Below are 23,924 nucleotides of genomic sequence, written 5' to 3'. Positions count from 1 at the left end.
GGGGAATCCGACCGCAGGGAGGGTGCGCGGTGATTCTCGACGGACTCAATGCCATCGTGTACGGCGGCGGAGGTGCGCTGGGTGGGGCCGTCGCGCGTGCGTTCGCCCGCGAAGGGGCGCACGTCCACCTCGCAGGGCGAACGGCCGCGAGCATGGATCGCGTCGTCGCCGATATCCGCGCCGCGCACGGCAACGCCGAATCCGCGGTCATCGACGTGCTCGACGAGGTCGATGTCGACGAACACGTCGACATCGTCGCCGCCTGTTCGGGGAGCGTCGACATCTCCATCAACGTCGTGCTGCCCCGGGTCCGGACCGGCGTCGCGGTCCTCGATCTCCGCCCCTGCGACGTCGAGGGACTCGTGGCGGAGGCCGTCCGATCCCAGTTCGTGACCGCCCGCGCGGCAGCACGGCACATGGTCTGCCAGCACTCCGGTGTGATCCTCGTTCCCGAGTGGTGCCACGACGACGCACCGGCCCCACCGACGGGTGCCTTGATGGCGGTCTTCGGAGCCGTCGGTCGGCTGAGCGCCGAGATCGCGGTTCAGCTGCGCGGGACCGGCGTCCGGGTGCGGGACGTCGACAGTGCCGACGCGGTGCGCGCCGTGCTGGAGGCGAAGTGGGACGGCGTCGAATCGGGGTGCCGGGCCGCACTGGAGGCGGTTTCGGCGCTCGCGACCGCGGCCGCGGCGGGCGACCGCCGCGTCTGACCGCGTGCGGTCTCCGTCAGGCTCGACGCCAGGCGTCGGGATTCACGGGGTGCGGGGGAGGTGATCCCTGCGCCATCGCGGCGGCGTTGAGTGCGCACAGACGTGCCATCTCCGAGCGCACCGAGACGGTGGCGCTGCCCACGTGGGGGAGCAACACCGTGTTCGCGAGCCCGGCCAGGCCGGGAGCCAGCTCCGGTTCCGACTCGTAGACGTCGAGACCGGCGCCGGCGATCACGCCGTCGCGCAGGGCGACGACGAGGGCCTGCTCGTCGACCACGGGGCCGCGGGCGGTGTTGACCAGCACGGCCGACGGCTTCATCGCGCGAAGAACATCGGCGTCGACGAGGTGCCGGGTGCTCTCGGAGAGCGGTACGTGCAGGGAGAGAAAGTCGCTCTCGCGCACCAGTTCCGGCCAGGTCACGTGGTCGACGCGGCCCGCGAACTCACCCAGCTCCTCGTCGGTGACGGGGCGGTCGTCGGGTGGGCGAGGGCAGAACTTCACCGTCATTCCGAATCCGAGTGCTCGCCGTGCGGTGGCGCGGGCGATCCGACCGAACCCGGCGAGGCCCAGGGTTCGGCTCGACACGTCGTGTCCGAGCAGCAGTTCCGGTGCCCATCCGGTGAACCCGCCGGACCGCACCAATGCGTCGGCCTCGACGGCGCGGCGTGCGGTGGCCAGCACGAGCAGCATCGCGATGTCGGCGGTGGCGTCGGTGAGGACGCCGGGGGTGTTCGCGACGGTGATGCCGCACTCCGTCGCCACGTCGACGTCGATGTTGTCGAACCCGACGGCGTAGTTGGAGATGCCGACCAGCTTCGCCGATCGCAGCAGGTCCGCGTCGAACCGGTCGCCGAGTTGGGCCACCACCACGTCCACGTCTCCGGAGGCGCACACCTGCGCCAGTTCGTCGTGCGACACGGCGCGCAGGTCGACCTCGCCCGCCGCGGACAGGATCTCCATGCCGGGGCTCGGAATCTCGGTCGTGACGAGGATGCGGCTCATGGTGTCCTCCCGGGTCGTGGTGGGTCTTCGGCGTTCGGTCGATCAGGTCGCGATGCGCAGTGCCGCGACCAGTTCGCGGTAGAGATCGTCGGTGTCGAGCAGTTCGCGATGCGTTCCGCGAGCGCGTACGGAACCGTCCTCGAGCAGGTAGATGGTGTCGGCGTCGATCACCGTGGACAGGCGGTGGGCGATCGTGACGACGGCGCCGTGCCGGGCGAGATCACGGATCACGTCGTGGATCGCGGCCTCGGTCCGTCCGTCCACCTGGGCGGTCGCCTCGTCGAGGAGCAGGATGTCGGGAGGACGGACGATGGCTCGTGCCAACGCGATGCGTTGACGCTCTCCGCCGGAGACGGCCGAGTCGCGGAGCTCGGTGTCCAGACCATCGGGTAACGACCGGACCTTGTCGGCCATGCGCACGCGGTCGAGGGCGGCCCACAGTTCGTGGTCCGCGGCATCGGGGTGCGTGAGGCGGAGGTTGTCCGCGATGGTGCCCGGCAGCGTGGGCGTCGCCTGCTCGACGTAGCCGATCCGACGTCGAATGTCGCTGTGCGACAACTCCGAGTACGGAACGCCGGCCAGGGACAGCGTGCCCGATCGGGGTTCGAGGAACCGCAACACGAGGGAGAAGAGGGTCGTCTTGCCCGCGCCGGACGGGCCGACCACGGCGGTGTGCCCACCGGCCGCCACGGTCAGATCGATGCCGCGGACCGCGGGTGCCTCGCCGACGTACCCGGCGGTGACGGCCGTGAGCGTCAGGGCCGGGGCGCCGGGCACGGTCCGGGCCGGCCGGGCGGTGATCGCGGCGGGGACGTCGGAGACCTCGAGTTCCATGGTCTGGACCTCGCGGATCCGGGCGGCCGCCGCGATGCCTCGCTGGAGTTGCGACACGTACAGCGTGAGCTGAGCGACGGGGCCGACCAATTGGAAGGCGAACAGGAGGAAGGCGACGAGACTGGACACCGCGAGCGCACCCGCGTTCACCCGGTACGCCCCGACGCCGAGGACCGCGATGATCGTGAGCTGGATTCCGCTGCCGGTGATGGTGAATGCCCACGCTTCGAGCTTGACCGCCGCGATGCCGAAGGCCGCGGAGTCTCGGGCCTCGTCGACGATGCGCTCGCCGGACCGCTCCTCGGCGCGGCTGGCCTTGACGGTGCGTACCGCCCGGAGAGCGCCCTCGAGGATGCCGCCGAGTCGGCCCATCGCGGCCTGGGCCTCCCGCTGCGCTCGTGCCACTCGGGGCATCAGGACGCCGGCGGCGACGCCGATCAGGGTGATGCCGGCGAGGGCCGTCGCCAACAGGGGCAGGTCGAGCGTCGCCATGAGCACGATCACGCCGACGATGGCGATGCTGCCGTTGACGATCTCCACCAGGGCCCGGGACGACGCCTCCCGCAGCAACACCGTGTCCGAGGTGACGCGGGTGAGCATCTCTCCCGTGGGACGCGCGGTGACCGAACCGATGGTGGCGCCGAAGAAGCGTTCCACCATCGACTTACGGGCGCCCAGCACCACGTTCTCCGCCATCGTCCCCAGCAGAATGCGTTGCACCAGCCCCACGACGATGCCCACGACGAGAAGGCCGACGAGCAGAACGATCGCGTTTCTCGTCGCCCCCGGAACACCGAAGGAGTCGAGCAACTGCTTCGTCACCAGGGGCGTGGCGAGCGACGACGCGGTGCCGAGCAGACCGAGCCCGAGACCGACGTACAGCACCGTCCGATGCGGCCGGACGAAGGTCCACAGCAGGCGGAGGTTGGGGATCGACGCCGGTGCGGTGGCGGTGGCCGAGGGATGCGTCGTCACCGAGCCAGAGTAGCCGCGGTCGGGACGCTCACGGGCGGGTCGTGTGCGCTCGCGAACGTCGGCCGATACGGTGACCGGCGTGCGAATCAATCTCATGAGCGTGTTCGTCGACGACCAGGACAGGGCGCACCGGTTCTACACCGAGACGCTCGGGTTCGAGACCAAGCACGACATCCCGGTCGGCGATCAACGCTGGCTCACGGTGATCTCCCCGGAGGACCCGGACGGCACCGAGCTGCTGCTCGAACCGAAGGGCCATCCGGCCGTGCGTCCGTTCACGTCGGCGCTGGTGGCCGACGGTATCCCGGCCGCCGCCTTCGCCGTCGACGACGTGCCCGCCGAGCACCGCCGGTTGGCGGATCTCGGCGTGCGGTTCGTCCAGGAGCCCACCGAGCTGGGCCCCGTGACGACGGCGGTGTTCGACGACACCTGCGGCAACCTGATCCAGATCATCCACCACAGCGGGTGAGCGCAGGCCCGGCCGCGATCACTTCGGGGTCGCCAGGGCGAAGGGGAGCACGGCGTCGGCGCCCGCGCGGCGCAGCGCGCGCGCGGCGAGGGTCAACGTCCACCCGGTGTCGGTGTGCAGGTCGAGCAGCAGCACCGGGCCGTCGACGTCCGAGAGGTCGGGAGGATCGAAGGCCTCGACCAGTCCCGCCACCCGGAACGCCGAGTTGGCGCCCGAGACGGGCGGAACGTCCGGGCGGCGATGCAGGATCCCCAGCGGTGTGAGCTTGCCGACGCGGGCCAGCCGCTCACCCAGGTCGGTGAGCAGAGTGGACCGGGTGTCGCTGTCCATGACCATCACCGACGTGGGCCGGGTCGACCAGTCCCATTCGGCGAGGACCTTGATGCAGGCCGCCTCGAGTGCGTCGGGTGCGGGCCCGTCGTCCCCCTCCAGCAGGGCGCGGAGCCTCGGGCCCCAGACCGGATCGGTCAGCCGGCCGAGCACGCGGCCGCTCTCGGGGCCGTCGGTGATCTTTCCGGACAGCTCGACACCGACCTTCTTCAGCCCCGTCGGCCACTGCTTGCGGAACGGCAACGTGAGACCGGGGCGGTCGAGTCGGCGACGGGTGGCGTCGACGGACGATTCGTCGACGTCCGTCGACAGGTGCTCACCGGTGCAGTTGTCGCATCGGCCGCACCGGTCCGTGTCGGCGTCCCCGGACAGGCTGGGATCGTCGAGCTGCCGGCGCAGGAAGGCCATGCGGCACTCGTCGGTGGACTGGTAGTCGATCATCGCGCGCTGTTCCGACAGTCGGGCGTCGTCGAGACGCTCGTAGCGGTCGCGGTCGTACTCCCAGGGCTCCCCGGTGCCCAACCAGCCGCCCTTGACGCGCCGCACGGCGCCGTCGACGTCGAGCACCTTCAACACCATCTCGAGCCGGGTACGGCCGAGCTCGAGGAGCGGTTCGATCGCCTGCGTGGACTGCGGGCGTTCGGTGTCGAGGACCTCGAGCACGCGGCGCACCACGTGCTCGCGCGGGAAGGCCACCGACGCGAAGTAACTCCAGATCTGGCGATCCTCGGTGCCGGGCAGCAGGACCACATCGGCGCGCTCGGTGGCGCGGCCGGCGCGGCCCACTTGTTGGTAGTACGAGATGGGCGAGGAGGGCGCGCCGACGTGGACCACGAACCCCAGATCCGGCTTGTCGAATCCCATCCCCAGTGCGGAGGTGGCGACGAGGGCCTTGACCCGGTTGTTCAGCAGATCCTGTTCCGCCGCTTCGCGTTCGGTGGGATCGGTCTGGCCGGTGTAGGCGGCGACCGTGAAGCCGCGGTCGGAGAGCAGTTCGGCGAGATCGGCGGCCGCCGACACGGTGAGGGTGTAGATGATCCCGGAACCGGGGAGGGTCTCGAGGTGGTGCGCGAGCCACGCGAGCCGCGCCGTGGGGTCGGTGATGGTGACGACGGACAGGTGCAGCGACTCGCGGCCGAGGCCTCCGCGCAGGACGGTGGTGTCCGCGCCGCCCACGCCGAGCTGGGCGGCGACGTCCGCCACCACGCGGTCGTTGGCCGTGGCCGTGGTCGCGAGCACGGGGATCCCGTCGCGCAGCTCGGCCACCAGTGAGCGGATACGACGGTAGTCGGGGCGGAAGTCGTGACCCCAGTCCGAGACACAGTGTGCCTCGTCGACCACGACCAGACCGGCGTTCGCGGACAGGGACGGCAGCACCTGGTCGCGGAAATCGGGGTTGTTCAGCCTTTCGGGGCTCACCAGGAGCACGTCGAGGTCCCCGGCGGCGACTCGTGCGTGCACCTCGTCCCACTCGGTGACGTTGCCGGAGTTGATGGTTGCCGCCGTGACTCCCGCTCGCTCGGCGGCGGCGACCTGGTTGCGCATGAGGGCGAGCAGAGGCGAGACGATGACGGTGGGGCCGAGGCCCTGTTCGCGCAGCAATCGCGCGGCGATGAAGTAGACGGCCGATTTGCCCCACCCGGTGCGTTGGACCACCAGGGCGCGGCGGTGGTGCACGACGAGCGTCTCGATGGCCGTCCACTGGTCCTCGCGCAGGACGGCGTCGGGGCCGGCCAGATCGGTGAGCAGGCTCTGCGCGCGGTCCCGGATGTCGACGCTCATACGTGGGTGCCGAGGAGTCGATCGATCTCCGCGGCGGCGGGTGCGGAGGAGCCCGCACCCGCGCGGGTGGTCGCCAGTGCGCCCGCCGCGCAGGCTCGAAGGATCGCGGCGTGCGGCCCGTCGGCCCACGCGACGGCGAGTGCCCCGGTGAACGCGTCTCCCGCGCCGGTGGTGTCCACCGCCTCGACCCGCGGAGCAGCCGTGGTGATGGTCGCGCCGTCGGGGCCGCGGTACTCGGCGCCGTCGGGGCCCAGGGTGGTCACCACGTGCGCGATGCGATCGGTGACGGTGTGGCCGAGGTGGCGGTGCTCGGCGTCGTTGACCACCAGCACGTCGACCGACTCGAGCAATTCGGGCGGCAGAGCGCGTACCGGCGACGGGTTGAGGACGACCAGTCCGCCGCGGCCGTGGACGCGGCGTGCCGAGGAGATCACCATGTCGAGCGGGATCTCGAGCTGGCAGAGCAGGACGTCCGTCCGGTCGAGCACGGCGATGTCGGCGTCGGTCGGCTCGGTGAGCGTCGCGTTGGCCCCGGCGACCACCACGATGGAATTCTCGCCGGCCTCGTCGACGGTGATCAGTGCCACACCGCTGGGGCCGTCGACCTCCCGGAGCCGGTCGGTGTCGACGTCCGCAGCGACGAGGGCGGCGCGCAGATCCGGCGCGAAGGTGTCGCGTCCGACGGCGCCGACGAACGTCACGGAGCCACCGGCGTGCGCGGCGGCGATGGCCTGGTTGGCCCCCTTGCCACCGGGAACGGCGGCGAACGTGGTGCCGAGAACCGTCTCGCCCGGCGCGGGCAGCGACGGCGTTCGCGCTGTGAGGTCGATGTTGATGCTGCCGACGACGGTGATGCGGGGAGCGGGCATGGGAGAACCCTAACGGCTGGCTCGGACACCGTCCGGGGTCGCGAACGCGATTGTCGATTGCAGATTGTTGACAATCGACACGTCATGCTCGACAGTGGGCGCATGACCGCAGTCTCGATGCCCCCCGCCACCGACGACCGACCCACCGCTGGCTCGCCGGGTGCCACCCTGAGCCCCGTCCTGAAGCAGGCGACGCCGATCGTCGTCGACCACGCGGCCGGAAGTTGGATCACCGGTACCGACGGCCGCCGCTACCTCGATTTCACCACCGGGATCGGCGTCACGAGCACCGGGCACTGCCACCCGCGGGTGGTGGCGGCCGCGCGGGAGCAGATCGGATCGATCATCCACGCGCAGTACACGACGATCATGCATCGACCGTTGCTCGAACTGACCGACATGCTCGGCGCCGTCCTGCCCGCGGGACTCGACAGCGTGTTCTACGCGAACTCCGGGTCCGAGGCCGTCGAAGCGTCGATTCGCTTGGCGCGGATGGCCACCGGGCGCCCCAACATCGTCGCGTTCCACGGTGGCTTCCACGGACGCACCGTCGCCGCGGCGTCGCTCACGAGCGCCGGAACCAAGTTTCGCTCGGGCTTCTCACCCCTCATGGGCGGCGTCCACTTCGCGCCGTTCCCGTACGCGTTCCGCTACGGATGGGACACCGACACCGCCGTCGCCTTCGCGCTCCGTGAGCTCGACTACCTGCTGCAGACCGTGTCCGCGGTCGACGACACCGCGGCATTCCTCATCGAACCGGTTCTCGGGGACGGCGGGTATCTCCCCACGCCGCCGGCGTTCCTCGAGGGCCTGCGGGCCCGCGCCGATCGTCACGGCATCCTGCTGATCGTCGACGAGGTCCAGGCCGGCGTGGGTCGTACCGGAAAGTTCTGGGGACATCAGTTCAGCGCCGCGGTGCCCGACGTGCTGATCACCGCCAAAGGGCTTGCCAGTGGTTTCCCCATCTCGGCCATCGCGGCATCCACCGAACTGATGTCGAAGGCCTGGCCGGGCTCGCAGGGCGGTACGTACGGCGGCAATGCCGTCGCGGCGGCCGCGGCGGTCGCCACCCTGCAGGTGGTCGAGGACGAGGGACTCGTGGAGAACGCACGGGTTCGCGGCATCCAGCTGCTCGAGGGGATGGCGTCCATCGCGGCGTCCCACGACGCGATCGGTGACACTCGCGGGCTCGGCCTCATGGCCGCCTTCGAATTCGTCGACGGCAACGGCGAACCCGACGCGGCGGCCGCGGCGGCTCTGCAGCGCGCCGCTCTCGACGAGGACCTCCTGGTCCTGACCTGCGGCGGCTTCGGCAACGTCGTGCGCATCATTCCGGCTCTCGTGGTCACCGAGGACGAGGTGTCCTCCGGACTCGAGCGCATCGCGGCGGCGTGCGCATCGGCGTTGTCTCGGTGACAGCCGTGTCGTCGGGTAGGGCGGCGCGGTCGGGCACGGCAGCGTCGTCGGGTAGGGCAGCGTCGTCGGGCAAGACAGGCGTCGCGGGAGCGGCGGACCTCGTCGAGGAACTGACCGCGCTGGGCATCGACGCCGAATGCGGCCCGCGGCGCCTCGCCGAGTACAGCTACGACGCGTCCAACTATCGAGTGCCCCCTGCCGCCGTGGCGTTCCCGCGGTCCGCGCAGGAGGTCTCGACAGTGGTCCGTGCGTGCGGACGCACCGGCCTTCCGATCGTCCCGCGCGGCGGTGGAACCGGGATGGGCGGTAACTCGATCGGTCCCGGAGTGGTGCTCGACTTCTCCCGGTGGATGAACCGCATCGTGGAGATCGACCGGGAGCGGCGCCGCGCCGTCGTCGAGCCGGGCGTCGTGCTCTCGGCTCTCGCCTCGGCCGCCGAGGACGTCACCGGCGGCGATCTCACCTTCGCCCCCGATCCGTCGAGCAGGTCCCGTGCCACCGTCGGCGGAAGCATCGGCAACGACGCGTGCGGCAACCACTCCGTGCGATACGGCCGGATGGCCGACCACACCCTCGAACTCGACGTGGTGATCGCCGACGGTACCCGGGTCACGGCCACCGCCACCGGCATCGAGGCGACGGATCCGACCGATGCGGACGCCGTCGACCGCGTGCGCCGCCTCGAGGCCGATCTGCGCGAACTCACGTCGCAGTCGCTCGCGGCGTTCCGCACCGAGCTCGGCCGCATCCCGCGTCAGGTCTCCGGGTTCCATCTCTCGCACCTGTTGCCCGAGAACGGGTTCGACGTGGCCAAGGCGCTGGTGGGCAGCGAGGGCACCTGCGTGGTGATCGTCGGTGCCACCGTCGCTCTGGTGGACACGCCGCCCTCGGCGTTGCTGGTGGTGCTCGGATACGACGACGTGGTGGCGGCCGCCGAGGACGTCATGACGATCCTGCAGTACGACCCCGCCGCCGTGGAAGGTATCGACGCCGCCATCGTGGAGACCATGCGGCTTCGGCGCGGGGCGGATTCCGTGACCGCGCTGCCCGAGGGGCAGGCATGGCTCTACGTCGATCTCGACGGCGACAGCACCGAGGCGGTGCGATCGCGCGCCGACGAACTGCTCGAACGGCTCCGCGGGTCGGGGCGCATGCGCGAGGGGCGCGTGGTCACCGATCTCGACGAGCGTGCCCAGCTGTGGAAGGTCCGCGAGGACGGCGCCGGACTGAGCTCGAGGCTGAGCACCGGTGCGTCCTGGCCGGGGTGGGAGGATTCGGCCGTCGCCCCGGAGAATCTCGCTGCGTACCTGGCCGACTTCCGAGAGCTGTTGTCGCACTTCGGTCTACGCGGAGTGATGTACGGCCACTTCGGGGCCGGCTGCATGCACGTGCGGATCACGTTCGAACAGCGCACCGCCGCGGGCCGGGCCGTCATGGCGGACTTCCTGCGTGCCGCAGCCGAGTTGGTGGTGCGGCACGGCGGCAGTCTGTCCGGCGAACACGGAGACGGGCGAGCCCGCTCGGAACTGCTGCCCATCATGTACAGCGCCGAGATCCTCGCCACCTTCGCGCGGTTCAAGGCCGCCTTCGACCCGGAGGGCTTGCTCAACCCCGGATCGATCACGGACCCGGATCCGATGATGGCCAACCTCGCCCTGGCCGGCATCACCCCGCGCCCCTGGCGCACGACGTTCGCGTTGCACGAGGAGACCGGACCGGATCGGCCCGCCCCACTCGTGCAGGCCGCGCAGCGTTGCATCGGAGTCGGCCGGTGCCGATCGGACTCCGGCGGCGTCATGTGTCCGAGCTACCGGGCGACCCACGACGAGAAGGACTCCACCCGCGGCCGCGCCCGGGTACTGCAGGACATGTTCCGCACGGCGGAATCCGAGCGCGCCGGATGGCGATCGGAAGAAGTGCTCGACGCGTTGGACCTGTGCCTGTCGTGCAAGGCGTGCTCCACGGATTGCCCGACGGGCGTGGACATGTCGACGTACAAGTCGGAATTCCTCGATCACCACTATCGGGGTCGACGCCGCCCGATCGCGCACTACTCGCTGGGGTGGCTGCCGCGGTGGTTGACGGTCACGACGCGGATGGCGCCCGTGGTCAACGCCGTGCTCGCGTCCCCGCTCGCCCCGGTTGTCGCGCGGATGGGCGGTCTGACGAGCAAACGCGCCATGCCGGCGTTCGCCTCTCGCCGCGACCTGCGTCGAGAGACGGCGGCCGAGACGGGCGTGTCCGGTGACGTGGTGATCTTCGTCGACAGCTTCACCAAGGGTTTCCGACCCGAGGTCGCGGGTGCGGCTCTGCGCGTCGTACGCGACGCCGGTCTGACTCCGCAGGTGCGCACCGACGTCTGTTGCGGACTGACGTGGATCTCCACCGGTCAGTTGGCCACGGCCCGAAAGATGTTGACCAGAGCCGCGATCGCACTCGACGACGGTACCGATCGCGACATCGTGGTCCTCGAACCGAGCTGCGCCGCGGCGCTGGCGAAGGATCTCCCCGAACTCGTCGACTCCGACGCGGCCCGCCGCGTCTCGGCCCGCATCCGCTCCTTCGCCCAGTGGGTGAGTGCGGCGGCGGCCGACGGGTGGACCCCGAGTGCGGCGCTGCCCGACGAGGTGACCGTGCAGACACACTGCCACGAGTACTCCGTGTTCGGAGCGAGCACGCAACGCCGCGCGCTCGCTGCGGTCGGCGTCGACACCGTGCGCGAAGCCACCGGATGTTGTGGTGTCGCCGGCAACTTCGGTTTCGAACGCGATCACTACGACGTCTCCGTCGCGGTGGCCGACCAGGCGCTGCTCCCCGCTCTGCGGGAGAGAGCTCCGGGAGCGGCCGTCCTGACCGACGGCTTCAGCTGCGACATGCAGGTGCGGCACCTCACCGAACAGGACGGGCAGTCCACGCAGGGAACGCATCTCGCGCAGCTGCTCGACCCCGGCACGAAAGGATCGGCTACTCGATGACCACCACCCTGAACACCCCCGTCGACCGCACCGAGGGGGACCCGTTCGCCGCACTGCGGACCGGGATCCACATCGGCGGACGGTGGCGAGACGCCGCGAGCGGACAGACCTTCGTCGTGGAGAACCCCGCGACGGGCGAGGTTCTCGCCCGGGTCGCGGACGGTGGTCCGGAGGACGCCGAGGCGGCCCTCGAGGCCGCGGAGCAGGCGTCCGCCTCGTGGGCGGCGACATCCCCTCGCGAGCGCAGCGTGGTGCTCCGGGCCGCCTTCGACATGGTGATGGACCGGACGGACGAGTTGGCGGCTCTGATGACCGCCGAGATGGGCAAGCCGCTCGCGGAGGCCCGCGGCGAGGTGGCCTACGCCGCCGAGTTCCTGCGGTGGTTCTCCGAGGAGGCCGTGCGCATCTCGGGCGACCACACCACCACCGGAGACGGCACGAACCGCATCGTCGTCACGCGTGCTCCGGTCGGCCCGTGCGTGCTGATCACCCCGTGGAACTTCCCGTTGGCCATGGGCGCTCGCAAGATCGGGCCCGCCGTGGCCGCGGGCTGCACGATACTGTTCAAGCCGGCCGAGCAGACTCCACTGACCTCGCTGGCCCTCGCCCAGATCTTCACCGACGCAGGACTTCCCGACGGGGTGCTCTCGGTGGTGCCCACGTCCGACGCCGCCGGCGTGGTCGAGCCGTGGATGCGCAGCGAGATCACCCGCAAACTCAGTTTCACCGGCTCCACCGAGGTCGGCAAGCTCCTGTTGACGCAGGCCGCGTCGACGGTCATGCGGACGTCGATGGAACTGGGCGGGAACGCGCCGCTCGTGGTGTGCGCCGACGCCGATCTGGACGTGGCCGTCGACGGTGCGATGGTCGCGAAGATGCGCAACATGGGCGAGGCGTGCACCGCGGCGAACCGGATGTTCGTGCATCGCAGTGTCGCCGACGACTTCGCCACCCGGCTGGCCGAGCGCATGGCGTCCCTGACGGTGGGCGACGGCAGCGAGGACGGTGTCCAGGTGGGCCCGCTGATCGACGCCGACGGCCGCGCCAAGGTGCAGCGGTTGGTGGACGACGCGGTCAGCCGCGGAGCTCGCGTCCTCACCGGTGGCGAGGCGCCGAGCGGGCCGGGGTACTTCTACCCGCCGACCGTGCTCACCGACGTCCCCGTCGACGCCGAGATGATGCACACCGAGATCTTCGGTCCCGTCGCCGCCGTCGCGACGTTCGATTCCGAGGACGAGGTGATCGAATGGGCGAACGACACCCAGTGGGGCCTGGTCGGATACGTGTTCACCCGCGATGTCGACCGGGCGTTCGATCTCGGCGAGCGTCTCGAGGTGGGGATGGTGGGTCTCAACACGGGGCTGGTGTCCAACCCGGCCGCACCGTTCGGCGGGGTCAAGCAGTCCGGGCTCGGCCGCGAGGGCGGACGGGTGGGTATCGACGAATTCCTCGAGTACAAGTACTTCGCGGTGCCGCGTCGGCGCGGTCGGGAGGGAGATCGGCGATGACCGGATCACGCAGACTCACCCCCATCGACGCGCGGAACACTGCGATCGTCATCGCGGATCAGTTGCGCGACAGGATCATCGACGGTTCCTACGCGCCCGGCGAGCAGATCAACGAGGCCGCGGTGGCCGCCGAACTGGCCATCTCGCGGGGACCGGTGCGCGAAGCACTGCAGAGGCTGAGCCAGGAGGGTCTGCTGGTCTCGCACCGCAATCGCGGTGTGTTCGTGGTGGAGCTCGGCGTCGAGGACGTCGCCGAGATCTACCAGGCCCGGGCCGCGATCGAGATCGGTGCCGCGTTCACCGTGCTGCAGGGGGATGCGGTGGAACAGTTGGTGACTCGGCTCGGCGTGCTCGTCGACGCGATGCAGGCGCCCATCGACCGGGGGGACTGGCGTCGGGTCGCCGAGCGGGATCTCGCATTTCACACCACACTGGTTGCGGCGACGGGCAACAGTCGGATGAGCCGGATGTACGCCACCCTCGCCGCCGAGGCGCGCATCTGCATGGCGAACCTGGAGACGGCGTACTACCGTCCCGATGCACTGGTCGAAGAACACCGACTCCTGGTCGACCTGTTGGCCGCCCGCGACTGGGCGCGCCTGGAACCTGCTCTGCGAGAACACATGGACACCGCCGTCCACGATCTGACGGGATCGATGCAGGGCCTCGAAGTGGGGACCTGAATCCCCGTCTCACCCCTCCCGAAGTTCGACCACCCCGAAGTTCCACCACCCCGAAGTTCGATATCCAGTTCGACGACCCCCGAAGGAGGTGTTCGATGATCTCCACCGAACCGACCCAGCACCCAGCGTTCACTGCCGAGGAGTACGGACGCCGCCTCGACGCGGTGCGGGCGGCCATGGCCGAACGGCACCTCGAAGCGCTGATGGTGACCGATCCGTCCAACATCTACTATTTGACGGCCTACAACGCGCTGTCGTTCTACACCCCGCAGGTGCTCTTCGTGCCGCTGACCGGGGAGATGCGGTTCTTCGCTCGCGCGATGGACGCGCACGGGGCCTCGCACACCTCCTGGTTGCCCCCGGCGCAGGTGCACGGATACCCCGAGACGTTGGTGCAGCGGCCCGACACGCACCCCTTCGTCTGGGTTGCGGAGACGCTGCGCGGGCTCGGACTGGTGTCCAACTTCGAGCACGGCCAGGTGGGCCTGGAGATGGACTCCTACTACTTCAGCCCCAAGGCCTTCGAGGCGTTGGTCAAGGGACTGCCGGAGTACCGGTTCGTGGATTCTTTCGAACTCGTCAACTGGGTCCGATCGGTGAAGTCGGACCGCGAGATCGAGCTCATGGCGGGCGCGGCGGACGTCTGCCAGCGCGCCATGGAAGTCGCCATGGACGTCATCGACGTCGGTGTGCGCCAATGCGATGCGGCCGCGGCGATCTCCGCCGCCCAGGTGAGCGGTACCGAGCGATTCGGCGGCGACCACCCCGCCATCTTCCCGATGCTGCCCACGGGTGCCGGGGCGGACACCCCGCACCTCACGTGGACCGATCGTCCGTTCGTGGCCGGGGAGTCCACCGTCGTGGAACTGACCGGTGTCTTCCGTCGGTACCACGTGCCGATGGCGCGCACGGTGACGCTCGGCGCACCCGACGCGAAGATGAGCGCCTTGTCTGTGGCGACGGACGAATCGTTGACCGCGGTCCTCGAGCGTATGAAGCCGGGCGTGGAGACCCGTGAACTCGCTCAGGTGTGGAACGCCGAACTGGCACGGCGCGGGTACCACAAGCCCTCGCGCATCGGCTATTCCATCGGTATCGCCTACGCCCCGGACTGGGGCGAGCGCACGATCAGTCTGCGCAGCGACGACCCCACCGTGCTCGAACCCAACATGACCTTTCACGTGATCGGGGGAATGTGGTTGGACGGGTACGGCTACGAGGTCTCGGAGTCCGTCGCCGTCACCGAGACCGGTATTCGCACCTTCACGTCCTTTCCCCGCCGGCTCACGATCAAGGAGTGACCGCCATGCTCGACACCACCTCGCCCTTCACCAGCCGGCCCACCACCACCACGCTGCCGTGGGCCATGCGTACCGACAAGCTCGTCGGGTCGATGATCGACTCGTCGACCTCGCTCCTGGCCGGGCAGAAGCACGACATCGTGCGCTTCGCGATGGGTTCCCCTGCGTCCGAGGCGATTCCCCATGCGGCGTTGGCGGACATCGCATCCCGCCATCTCGACGCCAGTGCGTTCGATTACGGCGCCACCGAGGGTGATCCGCTTCTGATGAGTGCCCTGCTCGACTTCTGCGCGAGCGTCGGCGAACCGACGACACCCGATCGCCTGCTCATCACCTCCGGCGGCATGCAGGGGCTCGATCTGGCGTGCACGCTGTTCGTCGATCCGGGCGACGTGGTGCTCGTGGAGAGCCCGACCTACACCAACGGCACGGCCACCGTCCTGAGTTACGGCGGCGACGTGATCGAGGCTCCGATGGACGAGAACGGGCTGATCGTCGAGCAGCTCGAGGATCTGGTCGCGCAGACCGGCCGCATCCCCAAGATGATCTACGCGATCCCGACGTTCCAGAACCCGTCCGGGGCCACCCTGTCGCTGGAGCGGCGCATGGCGTTGATCGAGCTGGCCAGGAAGTGGGGATCGATTCTTCTCGACGACGATCCGTACGGGCACCTGCGCTTCGCCGGTGATCCCATTCCGAGTCTGCGCGCACTCGCCCCGCACGATCCGTTGGTGTTCTCGGTGCGCACCTTCTCCAAGCTGATCGCCCCCGGGCTGCGGGTCGGCTGGGTCGACGCGGACCCCCGCGTGCGGGACCTCATGATCAACGCCAAGCAGGCCATGGACACGTGCACCAACGTGCCGAACCAGCGGATCATCGCCGAGTTCATCCGGACCGGTGCGTTCGCCACACACCTCGCGGCGCTGGCCGAGATCTACCGGCCCCGCAAGCTCGCCATGCAGGACAGCCTCCGCCGTCACCTCGGTGAACGAGTGACCGCGACCGATCCCGACGGGGGCTTCTTCCTGTGGACCACTCTCACCGGTGACGACGCCGCGGTGGACACCCGCGACCTCTTCGAGATCGCGCTCGCGCACGGGGTCGCGTTCATCCCCGGACCCGCGCTGAGCGCGGGCGGCCGGTTCCGGGACGCCATGCGGCTGTGCTTCGCCTCGTCGACGCCGGAGCGCATCGAGGTGGGTGTGCAGCGCCTGGCGGGGGCCTTGGACGAGGCTCGGTCGCGCCTGTGACGGGTGGCGTGCGGACGGCCGGAGCGCGGGACGGGGGAGGCGTCGGTATCGACTCCGGCAGTATCGCGCCCGAGATCGACGCCCTCGAGATCGACGTCGACGGGGTCGTGTCGGCGACGACGGCGTTGATCGACGCCGGGCCCGACGAGTTCGCCACGGTGCGTTGTCTCGTCGACCTCGCCGAGAGGTTCGGGCTCGAGGTCGAGGTCCGGGAGGTCGCCGCGGGGCGACCGAACGTCGATGTCGTCCTGCCCGGTGGATCCGCACCCGGCCTTCTGTTCCTCGGCCATTCCGACGTGGTCCCGGCCGGTACGGGATGGACGCAGGACCCGTTCGTCGCTTCCGTGCGGTCCGGGCGGGTGGTCGGCCGGGGGAGTGCCGACATGAAGGGTGGACTCGCCGCGGTTCTGGGCGCGATGGGTGCGGTCCGGGCGGCGGGAGTGCAGCCGGCCGGGGAGATTCGCCTGGCCTGCGTCGTGGACGAGGAGGACGCCGGTCTGGGTATTCGTGACTGGGTGTCACGGCCGCAGATCGGTACGTGGGCCGCGTGCGTGGTGGCCGAACCGACGTCGTCGGTACCCATCGTCGGCTGCCGGGGAGCGGCGAACCTCGAGGTGACGGTGACCGGTCGCAGCGCGCACGCGGGTCGTCCGGAGAACGGTCTCAGTGCCGTGGTGGCGGCCGCCGCGATCGTCACCGAGATCGCTCGTATGCACGCCGAGTGCGCCGCCGATCCGCACCCCGTGCTGGGGGCGGCGTCGTGGAACCCGGGTCGCATCGACGGCGGGACCGGCCCCTCCATCGTCGCGGGATCCTGTGTGCTGCAGGTGGATCGGCGACTCCTGCCGGGTGAGTCGGCGGACGACATCGCGCGGGAACTGCAGGTGCGGCTCGCCTCGGTCGTCGATCCGGAGATCGACGTCGAGGTGCGGGTGGACATGGAGATGCCGGGGTTCGTGACCGATCCGACCGGCCCCCTGATGACCTCGGCGATCGACGCGCTCGCGGCAGCCGGCGCCGGCGCGACCGAGCCACAGGTGTGGACCGCGTCGTGCGACGGTGGTTTCGTCGCGCGTGATCACGGTGTCGACACCATCGTCCTCGGGCCCGGTGACGTGCAGACCCAGGCGCACCAACCGGACGAGTCGGTCGAGATCGCCGAACTGGGAGCGATGGCGCGGACGTATCTCGAACTGATCTCGCGGACCGTAGGGTTCGGGGCATGAGTGCCGCCGAACGCCCCGTTCTCGCCGTCCTGCACGACGGGGAACTGCCGTCCTCGATGGAGTCCGTCGAGGCGGCCTACGAGGTGCGCTACACCACCACCGAGACGTTCGCCGACGCCGTGGACGGTGCTCGGGCCGTTCTGCTCTGGGATTTCTTCTCCACGGCACTGAAGGACGTCTGGCCGCGGTGCGGATCGCTCGAGTGGGTTCACGTCGCCGCCGCCGGCGTGGACAAGTTGTTGTTCGACGAGCTGGTGGCGTCGGACGTGGTGGTGACCAACGCGCGCGGCATCTTCGACGTTCCGATCGCGGAGTTCGTGCTCGGGTCGATTCTGGCCCTGGCCAAGGACACTCGGCGTTCGGTGCTGCTCGCGCAGGAGAACCGCTGGTTGCGACGCGAGACCGACACGATCACCGGCACCCGTGCCGTGGTGGTGGGAACCGGGAGCATCGGCCGGGCGACGGCGCGGATGCTGCGGGCCGTGGGCATGGACGTGTGCGGGGTGGGCCGCACCGCGCGTGGCGGCGATCCGGATTTCGGGGAGGTGTTCGCCAGCACCGACCTCGAGCGGGTGGTGAGCGACGCCGACTACCTGGTGCTCATCGCACCGCTCACCGAGCAGACCCGCGGGCTGGTCGGGCGCTCGGTGCTGGATGCGGCGAAACCCGGTGTGCGCGTGATCAACGTCGGACGCGGCGAGCTTCTCGACACCGAGGCATTGCTCGACGCGCTCGCGTCCTCGCACGTGGCCGGGGCGGCGCTCGACGTGTTCGAGGTCGAGCCGCTTCCCGAGAACCACCCGCTCTGGGCCGTCGAGAACGTCGTTCTGACCGCGCACATGAGCGGAGACAGCACGGGGTGGCGGGACCGGTTGGCCGAGCAGTTCGCGCGCAACGCCGCCGCGTTCGTGTCAGGCGCGTCCCTCGACAACGTCGTCGACAAGCGACTCGGTTTCGTCCCCGGCGGTTCCTGAGGGGCGAGCGCTCGTGGACCGATCGCCGCGCCGAAAACCCTTGCGGTCGTAGTACGCGACGACGAGCGCTCCGAACAGCACGCCGATCACCAGGCCCACGAGCGTCATCGTGAGTCCGTGGGTGAGACCGGCTCCGGGACGCGCGTCGTAGTACAGGATCGAGCGCACCGCGAGGTACACCTGGTGCATCGGTTCGACGCGGGCCAGCGCCCCGAACAGGGGCGGGGAGGCCTGGATCGGCACGGTCGCGCCGGCGGACGGAAGTCCGAGCACCACGAACAGCACGAGGTTGATCAGGAGCCCGGCGGTGCCGAACACCGAGAGGATCGACACCGCGGTGATGCCGACCGCGGCGATCGCCAGCGCCCCGTACATCCACAGCAGCAACGAGTTCGGGGTCGGCATCCCCAGAGCGTGCGCGATCGCGAGGTACAGACCCGAGACCACGAGCCCCAACACCGCCATGATGGCCCACTTGGTCACCAGGGTTCCCATGCGGGAGAGGTTCGCGTGTTCTCGCAGTCGGAAGAACGGCCCGAACTCGGTGGGTGTCACTCCGAGGAACCCGTCGACGAGGGCGCTGACCACCATGGCGCCGGTGAACCCGGCGAGCAGGAGCAGCAGCGAGTAGTAGAACGCGGACAGGCCGAGGCCGGTGCCGTCCGGGAGCGGGTCGTAGGGGGTGACGACGACGTCGATGGGTTGCGCGAGGGCGAGCGACGCCGCGCCGCTGATGGTCGCGTCGGGCCCGATCTCGTCGGTCACCTGTTGCGTGAGTTGCTGTCCCACTTGCTCGTTGGCGCGCTCGAGCGCCGTGTCGCCGATGGTGGTGGCGATGGACGCGCCCAGCGTTCCGGCACGCGGATTGGTGAGCACGGTGATGACGGGCCTGTCCACGTCGCCGGACGCCACGCTCGCCTCACCCAGAATCGTGAGGCGTTTGCTGAAGTCGCTCGGGATGACGACGGCGCCGTAGATCTGTCCATCGGCGAGCATGTCCCGCGCCTGCCCGATGCCGACGCGGCGTAGGTCGATCTCGTCGGCGTCGACACCGTCGACGATGGCGCTCTCGATGCGGTCGCCCGCTACCTGCCGCTGCCCGTCGGGGAGGACATCGCCCTCGTCGCTGTTGACGATGGCGATGGGGAAATCGTTCAGGTTGTTCTTCGGATCGACGATGCCGCCGAGGTACAGGGAGGCCAGCAACGACATGAGCGCCGAGACCACGAGAACGGGAACCAGCCAGGTTCGGGGTCGGCGCAACGGCGTCGTGTCGGTGGCAGCCATGGTGGCCCTTCCGATCGAAGAATTCGATACACATGTGTATCCGGTACGTTGGATACAATAATGCATCGAACCGAGTCAGGGGCTGTCATGAGCGTCACCGCATCCGAGACGAGTCCGCGGCGCGCGGCCACGCGTGAGCGCGTACTGGACGGGGCCCACGAGGTGTTCGTCGAGCGCGGCTTCGGCCGCGCGACCCCCGAGCAGATCTGCGAGCGCGCCGGTTTCACCCGCGGCGCGTTCTACTCGAACTTCTCGTCGATGGACGAGGTCTTCCTGGCGCTGTGGAAGCGGCAGGCGGGAGCGCTGGTCGACCGCGTCCGAGCGGCGGCGGACTCGGTGAACGGAGATCGGACGGACGCGTCGTTCCAGGACGCGGTGACCGAGGGGCTGCGCGGACTCGTCGCCGATCCGTCCTGGCACGTACTGATGGTGGAATTCGTCGCCCACGCGACGCGGCACCCCGAGCTCGCCCGCGTGGTCGCCGAGCACCGCGCGTCTCTGCGCGACGCGCTGGCCCCGATCATCGTCGACGTCCTGGCGGCGTTCGGCCGTGAGTTGAACGCGGACCGCGATCTGGTGGTGCGGGCCGTGGTCGCGGGCTACGACGGGGCGATGTCCCAGGCGATGACCGAACCGGACGATCCGGTACCGCAGGCGTTGGGGCTGGAATTGGTGGCGCGGATCATCTGGTCGTTCTCCCGAGAGACGACCTGATCGCGGTCGGTGTGTGGATTCGGGTGCGCCGGAAGCGACCACACCTCCACACACCGACCGCGGTGGTTCAGAACGCGCGCTCGTACTGCGGCGGCACGGTGGGGACGGACTCGCATCCCAGCTCGCGCGCCGCGCGGCGGGCCCAGTACGGGTCACGCAGGAGTTCGCGGCCGAGGAACACCGCGACGGCCTCGCCCGCGCCGATGATGTCCTCGGCCTGCTTGGGCTCGGTGATCATGCCGACGGCCGCCGCCGGAACAGTGGTCTCGTTCTGGATGCGGGCGGCGAACGGCACCTGGTAGCCGGGGCCGACCGGGATGTCGGCCTTGGCCACGTTGCCGCCGCTCGACACGTCGATCAGATCCACCCCGTGCTCCTGCAGTCGCTGGGTCAGCAGCACCGTCTGATCGGCGGTCCAGGCCTCGGAGTCGACGCCTCGCTCCTCTCCGGTCCAGTCGGTCGCCGAGACGCGGACGAGCACCGGGAACTCGGCGGGCCACACCTCGCGCACGGCGTCGACGACGCGGAGCAGGAGGCGGGTGCGCCCGTCGAAATCGCCGCCGTACTCGTCGGTGCGATGGTTGCTGGCGGGGGAGAGGAACTGGTGCAGCAGGTAGCCGTGGGCGGCGTGGACCTCGGCGACGCGGAATCCGGCCCGAAGCGATCGTTCGGCGGCGGAGCGGAAGTCCGCGACCACGGCGTCGATGTCCTCTGTGGTCATCGCCCGCGGTACCGGGTAGTGCCCGAACTCGATCGCGCTCGGCCCCAGAGTCTCCCAGGCGAGCTGCTCGTCGGCGGGCAGGGGCTTGCCACCCCGCCACGGCGCGTCGGTGGAGGCCTTGCGACCCGCGTGCGCGAGCTGGATGGCCGGAACACTGCCGAGAGCGACGATCTCGTCGACGATGCCGGCGAGTGCCTCGGTCTGCGCGTCGTTCCAGATTCCGAGATCCCACGGGGTGATGCGGCCCTCGGGGCTCACCGCCGCGGCTTCGGTCATGACCATGCCGACACCCCCGACGGCGCGGGAGACGAGGTGGGTGCGATGCCAGGGGGTCGCCGCGCCGGTGTCGGCGCCCTCGGCCGATGCGGAGTACTGACACATCGGCGACATCCACACCCGGTTCGCGAAGGTGACCTCGCGCAGGGTCAACGGTTCGAACAGCAGGCTCACGACTGCCCTCCCTCGGTCGTTCGGCGGTGCGGCCCACGGGTCCGGGGCCGACATCGAGCAAAACCCCGACGGCGCGCCCGGCATTCCGGGGCGTCCGTAAGGCGCCGAATATAGGTTAGCCTCACCTGACCTGAACCCGATCGAGGAGCGCACATGACGACGACCACGGCCCGAACCGTCGCGGCCCTGACCCTGGCGGCACTGGGGTTCGTGACCGGATGCTCGGCCGGCTCCGGCGACGCCGAGACCGCCGAATCGGTCGAGACCACCCGCGCGGTCGAGCACGCTCGCGGCGTCACCGAGGTCACCGAGAATCCCACGCGCGTGGTGACGCTGGAACCGGTCGAACTCGACACGTCCGTCGCGCTCGGCGTCGTTCCCGTGGGCACCACCGTGCTGAGCGCGGCCTCGGGAGTGCCCGAGTACCTGGGCGCGGAGGCGGGGGCGGCCACCTCGGTCGGCATCACCGCCGAACCCGATCTCGAGGCCATCGCCGCGCTGCAGCCGGACCTGATCCTGGGCACCGAGACCCGGCACTCCTCCTTCTACGACCGACTCGCGGCGATCGCTCCCACCGTGTTCATGGCGTCGCAGTCCGATCCCTGGAAGGACAACGTGCGCTTGGTGGGTCGCGCACTGGGGCGCGAGGACGACGCCGAGGCGCTGCTGACCCGGTACGACGACCGCTGCGCCGAGGTGGGCCGCACCCACGACACACAGGGGCGAACCGCGCAGCTCATCCGGCCACGCAACGATCTGCTGACTCTCTACGGACCGCTCTCGTTCGCGGGCAGCACACTCGAGTGCGCGGGATTCACCACGCCGCCGCGCGAGGAGTGGTCGTCGGAGATCTCCGTCGACCTCTCACCCGAGCGCGCCTCCGACGGCCGCGCGGACCTGGTTCTCGTGACGTCCGGTGACCCGGAGGATCCGTCGACCCTCCCGGCGTCGATCGCCGTCAACGACGCGGTGTTCCCCGAGCCGCACCTGGTGGACCAGTCGTACTGGATCACGGGCGTCGGACCGATGGGAGGGCTGACCGTGCTCGACGACCTCGAGCGCATTCTGGGCGGGGACGCCTGAGGCGACGCGTCGCCCCGGCCGTCCGTGTCGGGGCATGTCCTACCCTGAGGACGTGACTGCCACCGTGGACAGAGTCGACGACGCCGCGACCGACGACCTCGAGATCGCCGTGCACGACGCCGCCCGCCGAGCGCGCGTCGCCTCGCGCGCCCTCGCGCTGCTCACCCGAGCGGACAAGGACGCGGCCCTCCATGCCGCCGCCGACGCGATCGTCGCCGCCACCGACGCCGTGCTGGCGGCCAACGCCGAGGACCTCGAGACCGCGGCCGACGCGGGCACTCCCACGTCGCAGCTGGACCGGCTGCGCTTGACGGCCGCGCGCGTCGACGGCATCGCCGCGGGCCTGCGGCAGGTCGCTGCTCTTCCGGACCCGGTCGGTGAGGTGCGCACCGGCTCCACGCTGCCCAACGGTCTCGAGACCCGGCAGATCGCGGTGCCGCTGGGCGTGGTCGGGATGATCTACGAGGCTCGGCCGAACGTCACGGTCGATGCTTTCGGCCTCACGCTGAAGTCGGGTAACGCGGTGTTGCTGCGCGGCTCGTCCTCGGCGGCCCGATCCAACGCGGCTCTCGTCCTGGTGCTCCGTGAGGCGCTGACGGAGCAGGGCCTGCCGGCCGACGCCGTGCAGTTGCTGTCGAGCGCCGACCGGGCCACCGTCACGCACCTGATCCGCGCCCGAGGTCTGGTGGACGTCGCCATTCCCCGCGGTGGCGCGGGCCTGATCGCCGCGGTGGTACGCGACGCCACCGTGCCCACCATCGAGACCGGCGTCGGCAACTGCCACGTGTACGTGCACGCCGCCGCAGATCTCGCGATGGCGGAGAGCATCGTTCTCAACGCCAAGACGCGCCGGGTCAGCGTGTGCAACGCCGCGGAGACCGTGCTCATCGACGCCGCCGTCGCCGACGAGGCCGTGCCGCGGTTGATCCGCGCGCTCGAGGCGAGCGGCGTGCGCATCCACGGAGACCTGCCCGGTCTGATCCCCGCCACGGAGTCGGACTGGTCCGAGGAGTACCTCTCGGACGACATCGCGCTCGCCGTGGTCGACGGTCTCGACGCCGCGATCGAGCACATCGACCGATACGGAACCGGGCACACCGAGGCCATCGTCACCGCGGATCTGGCTGCGGCACAGGCGTTCACGGCCCGGGTCGATGCAGCCGCGGTGATGGTCAACGCCTCGACCGCCTTCACCGACGGCGAGCAGTTCGGTTTCGGGGCCGAGATCGGCATCTCGACCCAGAAGCTGCACGCTCGTGGTCCGATGGGACTGCGCGAACTCACCTCCACCAAGTGGATCGTGTGGGGGGACGGGCACATCCGTCCGGCCTGACCACGCCCGACCGCACCCGCACGCAGCGAAA

19 protein-coding genes are annotated in these 23,924 nt (G+C 70.1%); 13 read left to right on the top strand and 6 right to left on the bottom strand.

Going from position 1 to position 23,924, the window contains the following annotated elements; translation table 11 throughout:
• Positions 1-29 precede the first annotated feature (29 nt).
• Complete coding sequence (locus tag ACY466_RS14485; RefSeq protein ID WP_463246046.1) at positions 30-710, top strand: SDR family NAD(P)-dependent oxidoreductase; 681 nt, start codon at positions 30-32, stop codon at positions 708-710.
• A gap of 16 nt (positions 711-726) precedes the next feature.
• On the opposite strand, the gene ACY466_RS14480 is transcribed toward ACY466_RS14485, so the two are convergent.
• Both ACY466_RS14480 and ACY466_RS14475 read right to left on the bottom strand, forming a co-directional pair.
• Positions 727-1,713 carry a 2-hydroxyacid dehydrogenase gene (locus ACY466_RS14480; RefSeq protein WP_463246044.1) on the bottom strand — a complete coding sequence of 329 codons (987 nt, stop codon included), beginning with the start codon at positions 1,711-1,713 and terminating at the stop codon, positions 727-729.
• Positions 1,714-1,755: 42 nt separating this feature from the next.
• Positions 1,756-3,522 (bottom strand): ABC transporter ATP-binding protein, encoded by a 1,767-nt coding sequence (locus ACY466_RS14475; protein ID WP_463246043.1) that lies wholly within the window; start codon positions 3,520-3,522, stop codon positions 1,756-1,758.
• Between the two features lie 79 nt (positions 3,523-3,601).
• Here ACY466_RS14475 and ACY466_RS14470 point away from each other — a divergent pair, with 79 nt between their 5' ends.
• A complete protein-coding gene (locus ACY466_RS14470; protein WP_463246041.1) occupies positions 3,602-3,991 on the top strand; it encodes a VOC family protein in 390 nt (129 codons plus the stop codon).
• 18 nt (positions 3,992-4,009) lie between these two features.
• On the opposite strand, the gene ACY466_RS14465 is transcribed toward ACY466_RS14470, so the two are convergent.
• Both ACY466_RS14465 and ACY466_RS14460 read right to left on the bottom strand, forming a co-directional pair.
• Positions 4,010-6,103: a RecQ family ATP-dependent DNA helicase gene (locus tag ACY466_RS14465; RefSeq protein ID WP_463246040.1), complete on the bottom strand. Its 2,094-nt coding sequence runs from the start codon at positions 6,101-6,103 to the stop codon at positions 4,010-4,012.
• Complete coding sequence (locus ACY466_RS14460; protein WP_463246039.1) at positions 6,100-6,972, bottom strand: ribokinase; 873 nt, start codon at positions 6,970-6,972, stop codon at positions 6,100-6,102. The genes ACY466_RS14465 and ACY466_RS14460 overlap by 4 nt, the downstream gene beginning before the upstream one ends.
• A 117-nt stretch (positions 6,973-7,089) precedes the next feature.
• Here ACY466_RS14460 and ACY466_RS14455 point away from each other — a divergent pair, with 117 nt between their 5' ends.
• From ACY466_RS14455 to ACY466_RS14420, 8 genes are all read left to right on the top strand, one after another.
• Complete coding sequence (locus ACY466_RS14455; RefSeq protein ID WP_463252305.1) at positions 7,090-8,388, top strand: aspartate aminotransferase family protein; 1,299 nt, start codon at positions 7,090-7,092, stop codon at positions 8,386-8,388.
• A 110-nt stretch (positions 8,389-8,498) separates the two neighbouring features.
• Positions 8,499-11,363, top strand: coding sequence for an FAD-binding and (Fe-S)-binding domain-containing protein (locus tag ACY466_RS14450; RefSeq protein WP_463252304.1), 2,865 nt, complete (start codon positions 8,499-8,501; stop codon positions 11,361-11,363).
• Positions 11,360-12,871, top strand: coding sequence for an NAD-dependent succinate-semialdehyde dehydrogenase (locus ACY466_RS14445; RefSeq protein ID WP_463246038.1), 1,512 nt, complete (start codon positions 11,360-11,362; stop codon positions 12,869-12,871). Before ACY466_RS14450 ends, ACY466_RS14445 begins: the two co-directional genes overlap by 4 nt.
• Positions 12,868-13,554, top strand: a complete 687-nt coding sequence (locus ACY466_RS14440) for a GntR family transcriptional regulator (protein WP_463246037.1) — start codon at positions 12,868-12,870, stop codon at positions 13,552-13,554. Before ACY466_RS14445 ends, ACY466_RS14440 begins: the two co-directional genes overlap by 4 nt.
• A gap of 95 nt (positions 13,555-13,649) precedes the next feature.
• On the top strand, positions 13,650-14,855 hold the full coding sequence (locus tag ACY466_RS14435) for a M24 family metallopeptidase (RefSeq protein WP_463246036.1): 1,206 nt from the start codon (positions 13,650-13,652) through the stop codon (positions 14,853-14,855).
• A gap of 5 nt (positions 14,856-14,860) precedes the next feature.
• A complete protein-coding gene (locus tag ACY466_RS14430; protein WP_463252303.1) occupies positions 14,861-16,105 on the top strand; it encodes an aminotransferase-like domain-containing protein in 1,245 nt (414 codons plus the stop codon).
• Positions 16,102-17,331: a M20 family metallopeptidase gene (locus ACY466_RS14425; protein ID WP_463246035.1), complete on the top strand. Its 1,230-nt coding sequence runs from the start codon at positions 16,102-16,104 to the stop codon at positions 17,329-17,331. Before ACY466_RS14430 ends, ACY466_RS14425 begins: the two co-directional genes overlap by 4 nt.
• Positions 17,328-18,305 (top strand): D-2-hydroxyacid dehydrogenase, encoded by a 978-nt coding sequence (locus ACY466_RS14420; RefSeq protein WP_463246034.1) that lies wholly within the window; start codon positions 17,328-17,330, stop codon positions 18,303-18,305. Before ACY466_RS14425 ends, ACY466_RS14420 begins: the two co-directional genes overlap by 4 nt.
• On the opposite strand, the gene ACY466_RS14415 is transcribed toward ACY466_RS14420, so the two are convergent.
• Positions 18,243-19,592 (bottom strand): YhgE/Pip domain-containing protein, encoded by a 1,350-nt coding sequence (locus ACY466_RS14415; protein WP_463246033.1) that lies wholly within the window; start codon positions 19,590-19,592, stop codon positions 18,243-18,245. The two genes, ACY466_RS14420 and ACY466_RS14415, sit on opposite strands and share 63 nt — an antisense overlap.
• 87 nt (positions 19,593-19,679) lie before the next feature.
• On the opposite strand from ACY466_RS14415, the gene ACY466_RS14410 reads away from it, so the two are divergent.
• Entirely contained in the window at positions 19,680-20,306 is a 627-nt protein-coding gene (locus ACY466_RS14410) for a TetR/AcrR family transcriptional regulator (protein WP_463246032.1), read from the top strand.
• A 67-nt stretch (positions 20,307-20,373) separates the two neighbouring features.
• Here the strand turns inward: ACY466_RS14410 and ACY466_RS14405 are convergent, their stop codons facing one another.
• The gene (locus ACY466_RS14405) at positions 20,374-21,477 is read right to left on the bottom strand and encodes an NADH:flavin oxidoreductase/NADH oxidase (RefSeq protein ID WP_463246031.1); all 1,104 of its coding nucleotides are present in this window, start codon (positions 21,475-21,477) and stop codon (positions 20,374-20,376) included.
• A 153-nt stretch (positions 21,478-21,630) separates the two neighbouring features.
• On the opposite strand from ACY466_RS14405, the gene ACY466_RS14400 reads away from it, so the two are divergent.
• Positions 21,631-22,560, top strand: a complete 930-nt coding sequence (locus ACY466_RS14400) for an ABC transporter substrate-binding protein (protein WP_463246030.1) — start codon at positions 21,631-21,633, stop codon at positions 22,558-22,560.
• A 34-nt stretch (positions 22,561-22,594) separates the two neighbouring features.
• Positions 22,595-23,893: a glutamate-5-semialdehyde dehydrogenase gene (locus ACY466_RS14395; protein WP_463246029.1), complete on the top strand. Its 1,299-nt coding sequence runs from the start codon at positions 22,595-22,597 to the stop codon at positions 23,891-23,893.
• Positions 23,894-23,924: the final 31 nt, after the last annotated feature.

It is taken from the genome of Rhodococcus sp. K11/5, from assembly GCF_055193735.1.
Note: the sequence above shows the minus strand (reverse complement) of the source record. Positions and strands in the feature narration are given on the sequence as shown.

Coding starts and splice junctions, on each gene's coding strand:
- ACY466_RS14480 (WP_463246044.1), bottom strand. CDS start 1,713: ATGAGCCGCATCCTCGTCACGACCGAGATTCCGAGCCCCGGCATGGAG.
- ACY466_RS14465 (WP_463246040.1), bottom strand. CDS start 6,103: ATGAGCGTCGACATCCGGGACCGCGCGCAGAGCCTGCTCACCGATCTG.
- ACY466_RS14460 (WP_463246039.1), bottom strand. CDS start 6,972: ATGCCCGCTCCCCGCATCACCGTCGTCGGCAGCATCAACATCGACCTC.
- ACY466_RS14455 (WP_463252305.1), top strand. CDS start 7,090: ATGCCCCCCGCCACCGACGACCGACCCACCGCTGGCTCGCCGGGTGCC.
- ACY466_RS14445 (WP_463246038.1), top strand. CDS start 11,360: ATGACCACCACCCTGAACACCCCCGTCGACCGCACCGAGGGGGACCCG.
- ACY466_RS14440 (WP_463246037.1), top strand. CDS start 12,868: ATGACCGGATCACGCAGACTCACCCCCATCGACGCGCGGAACACTGCG.
- ACY466_RS14435 (WP_463246036.1), top strand. CDS start 13,650: ATGATCTCCACCGAACCGACCCAGCACCCAGCGTTCACTGCCGAGGAG.
- ACY466_RS14430 (WP_463252303.1), top strand. CDS start 14,861: ATGCTCGACACCACCTCGCCCTTCACCAGCCGGCCCACCACCACCACG.
- ACY466_RS14420 (WP_463246034.1), top strand. CDS start 17,328: ATGAGTGCCGCCGAACGCCCCGTTCTCGCCGTCCTGCACGACGGGGAA.
- ACY466_RS14415 (WP_463246033.1), bottom strand. CDS start 19,592: ATGGCTGCCACCGACACGACGCCGTTGCGCCGACCCCGAACCTGGCTG.
- ACY466_RS14410 (WP_463246032.1), top strand. CDS start 19,680: ATGAGCGTCACCGCATCCGAGACGAGTCCGCGGCGCGCGGCCACGCGT.
- ACY466_RS14400 (WP_463246030.1), top strand. CDS start 21,631: ATGACGACGACCACGGCCCGAACCGTCGCGGCCCTGACCCTGGCGGCA.
- ACY466_RS14395 (WP_463246029.1), top strand. CDS start 22,595: ATGTCCTACCCTGAGGACGTGACTGCCACCGTGGACAGAGTCGACGAC.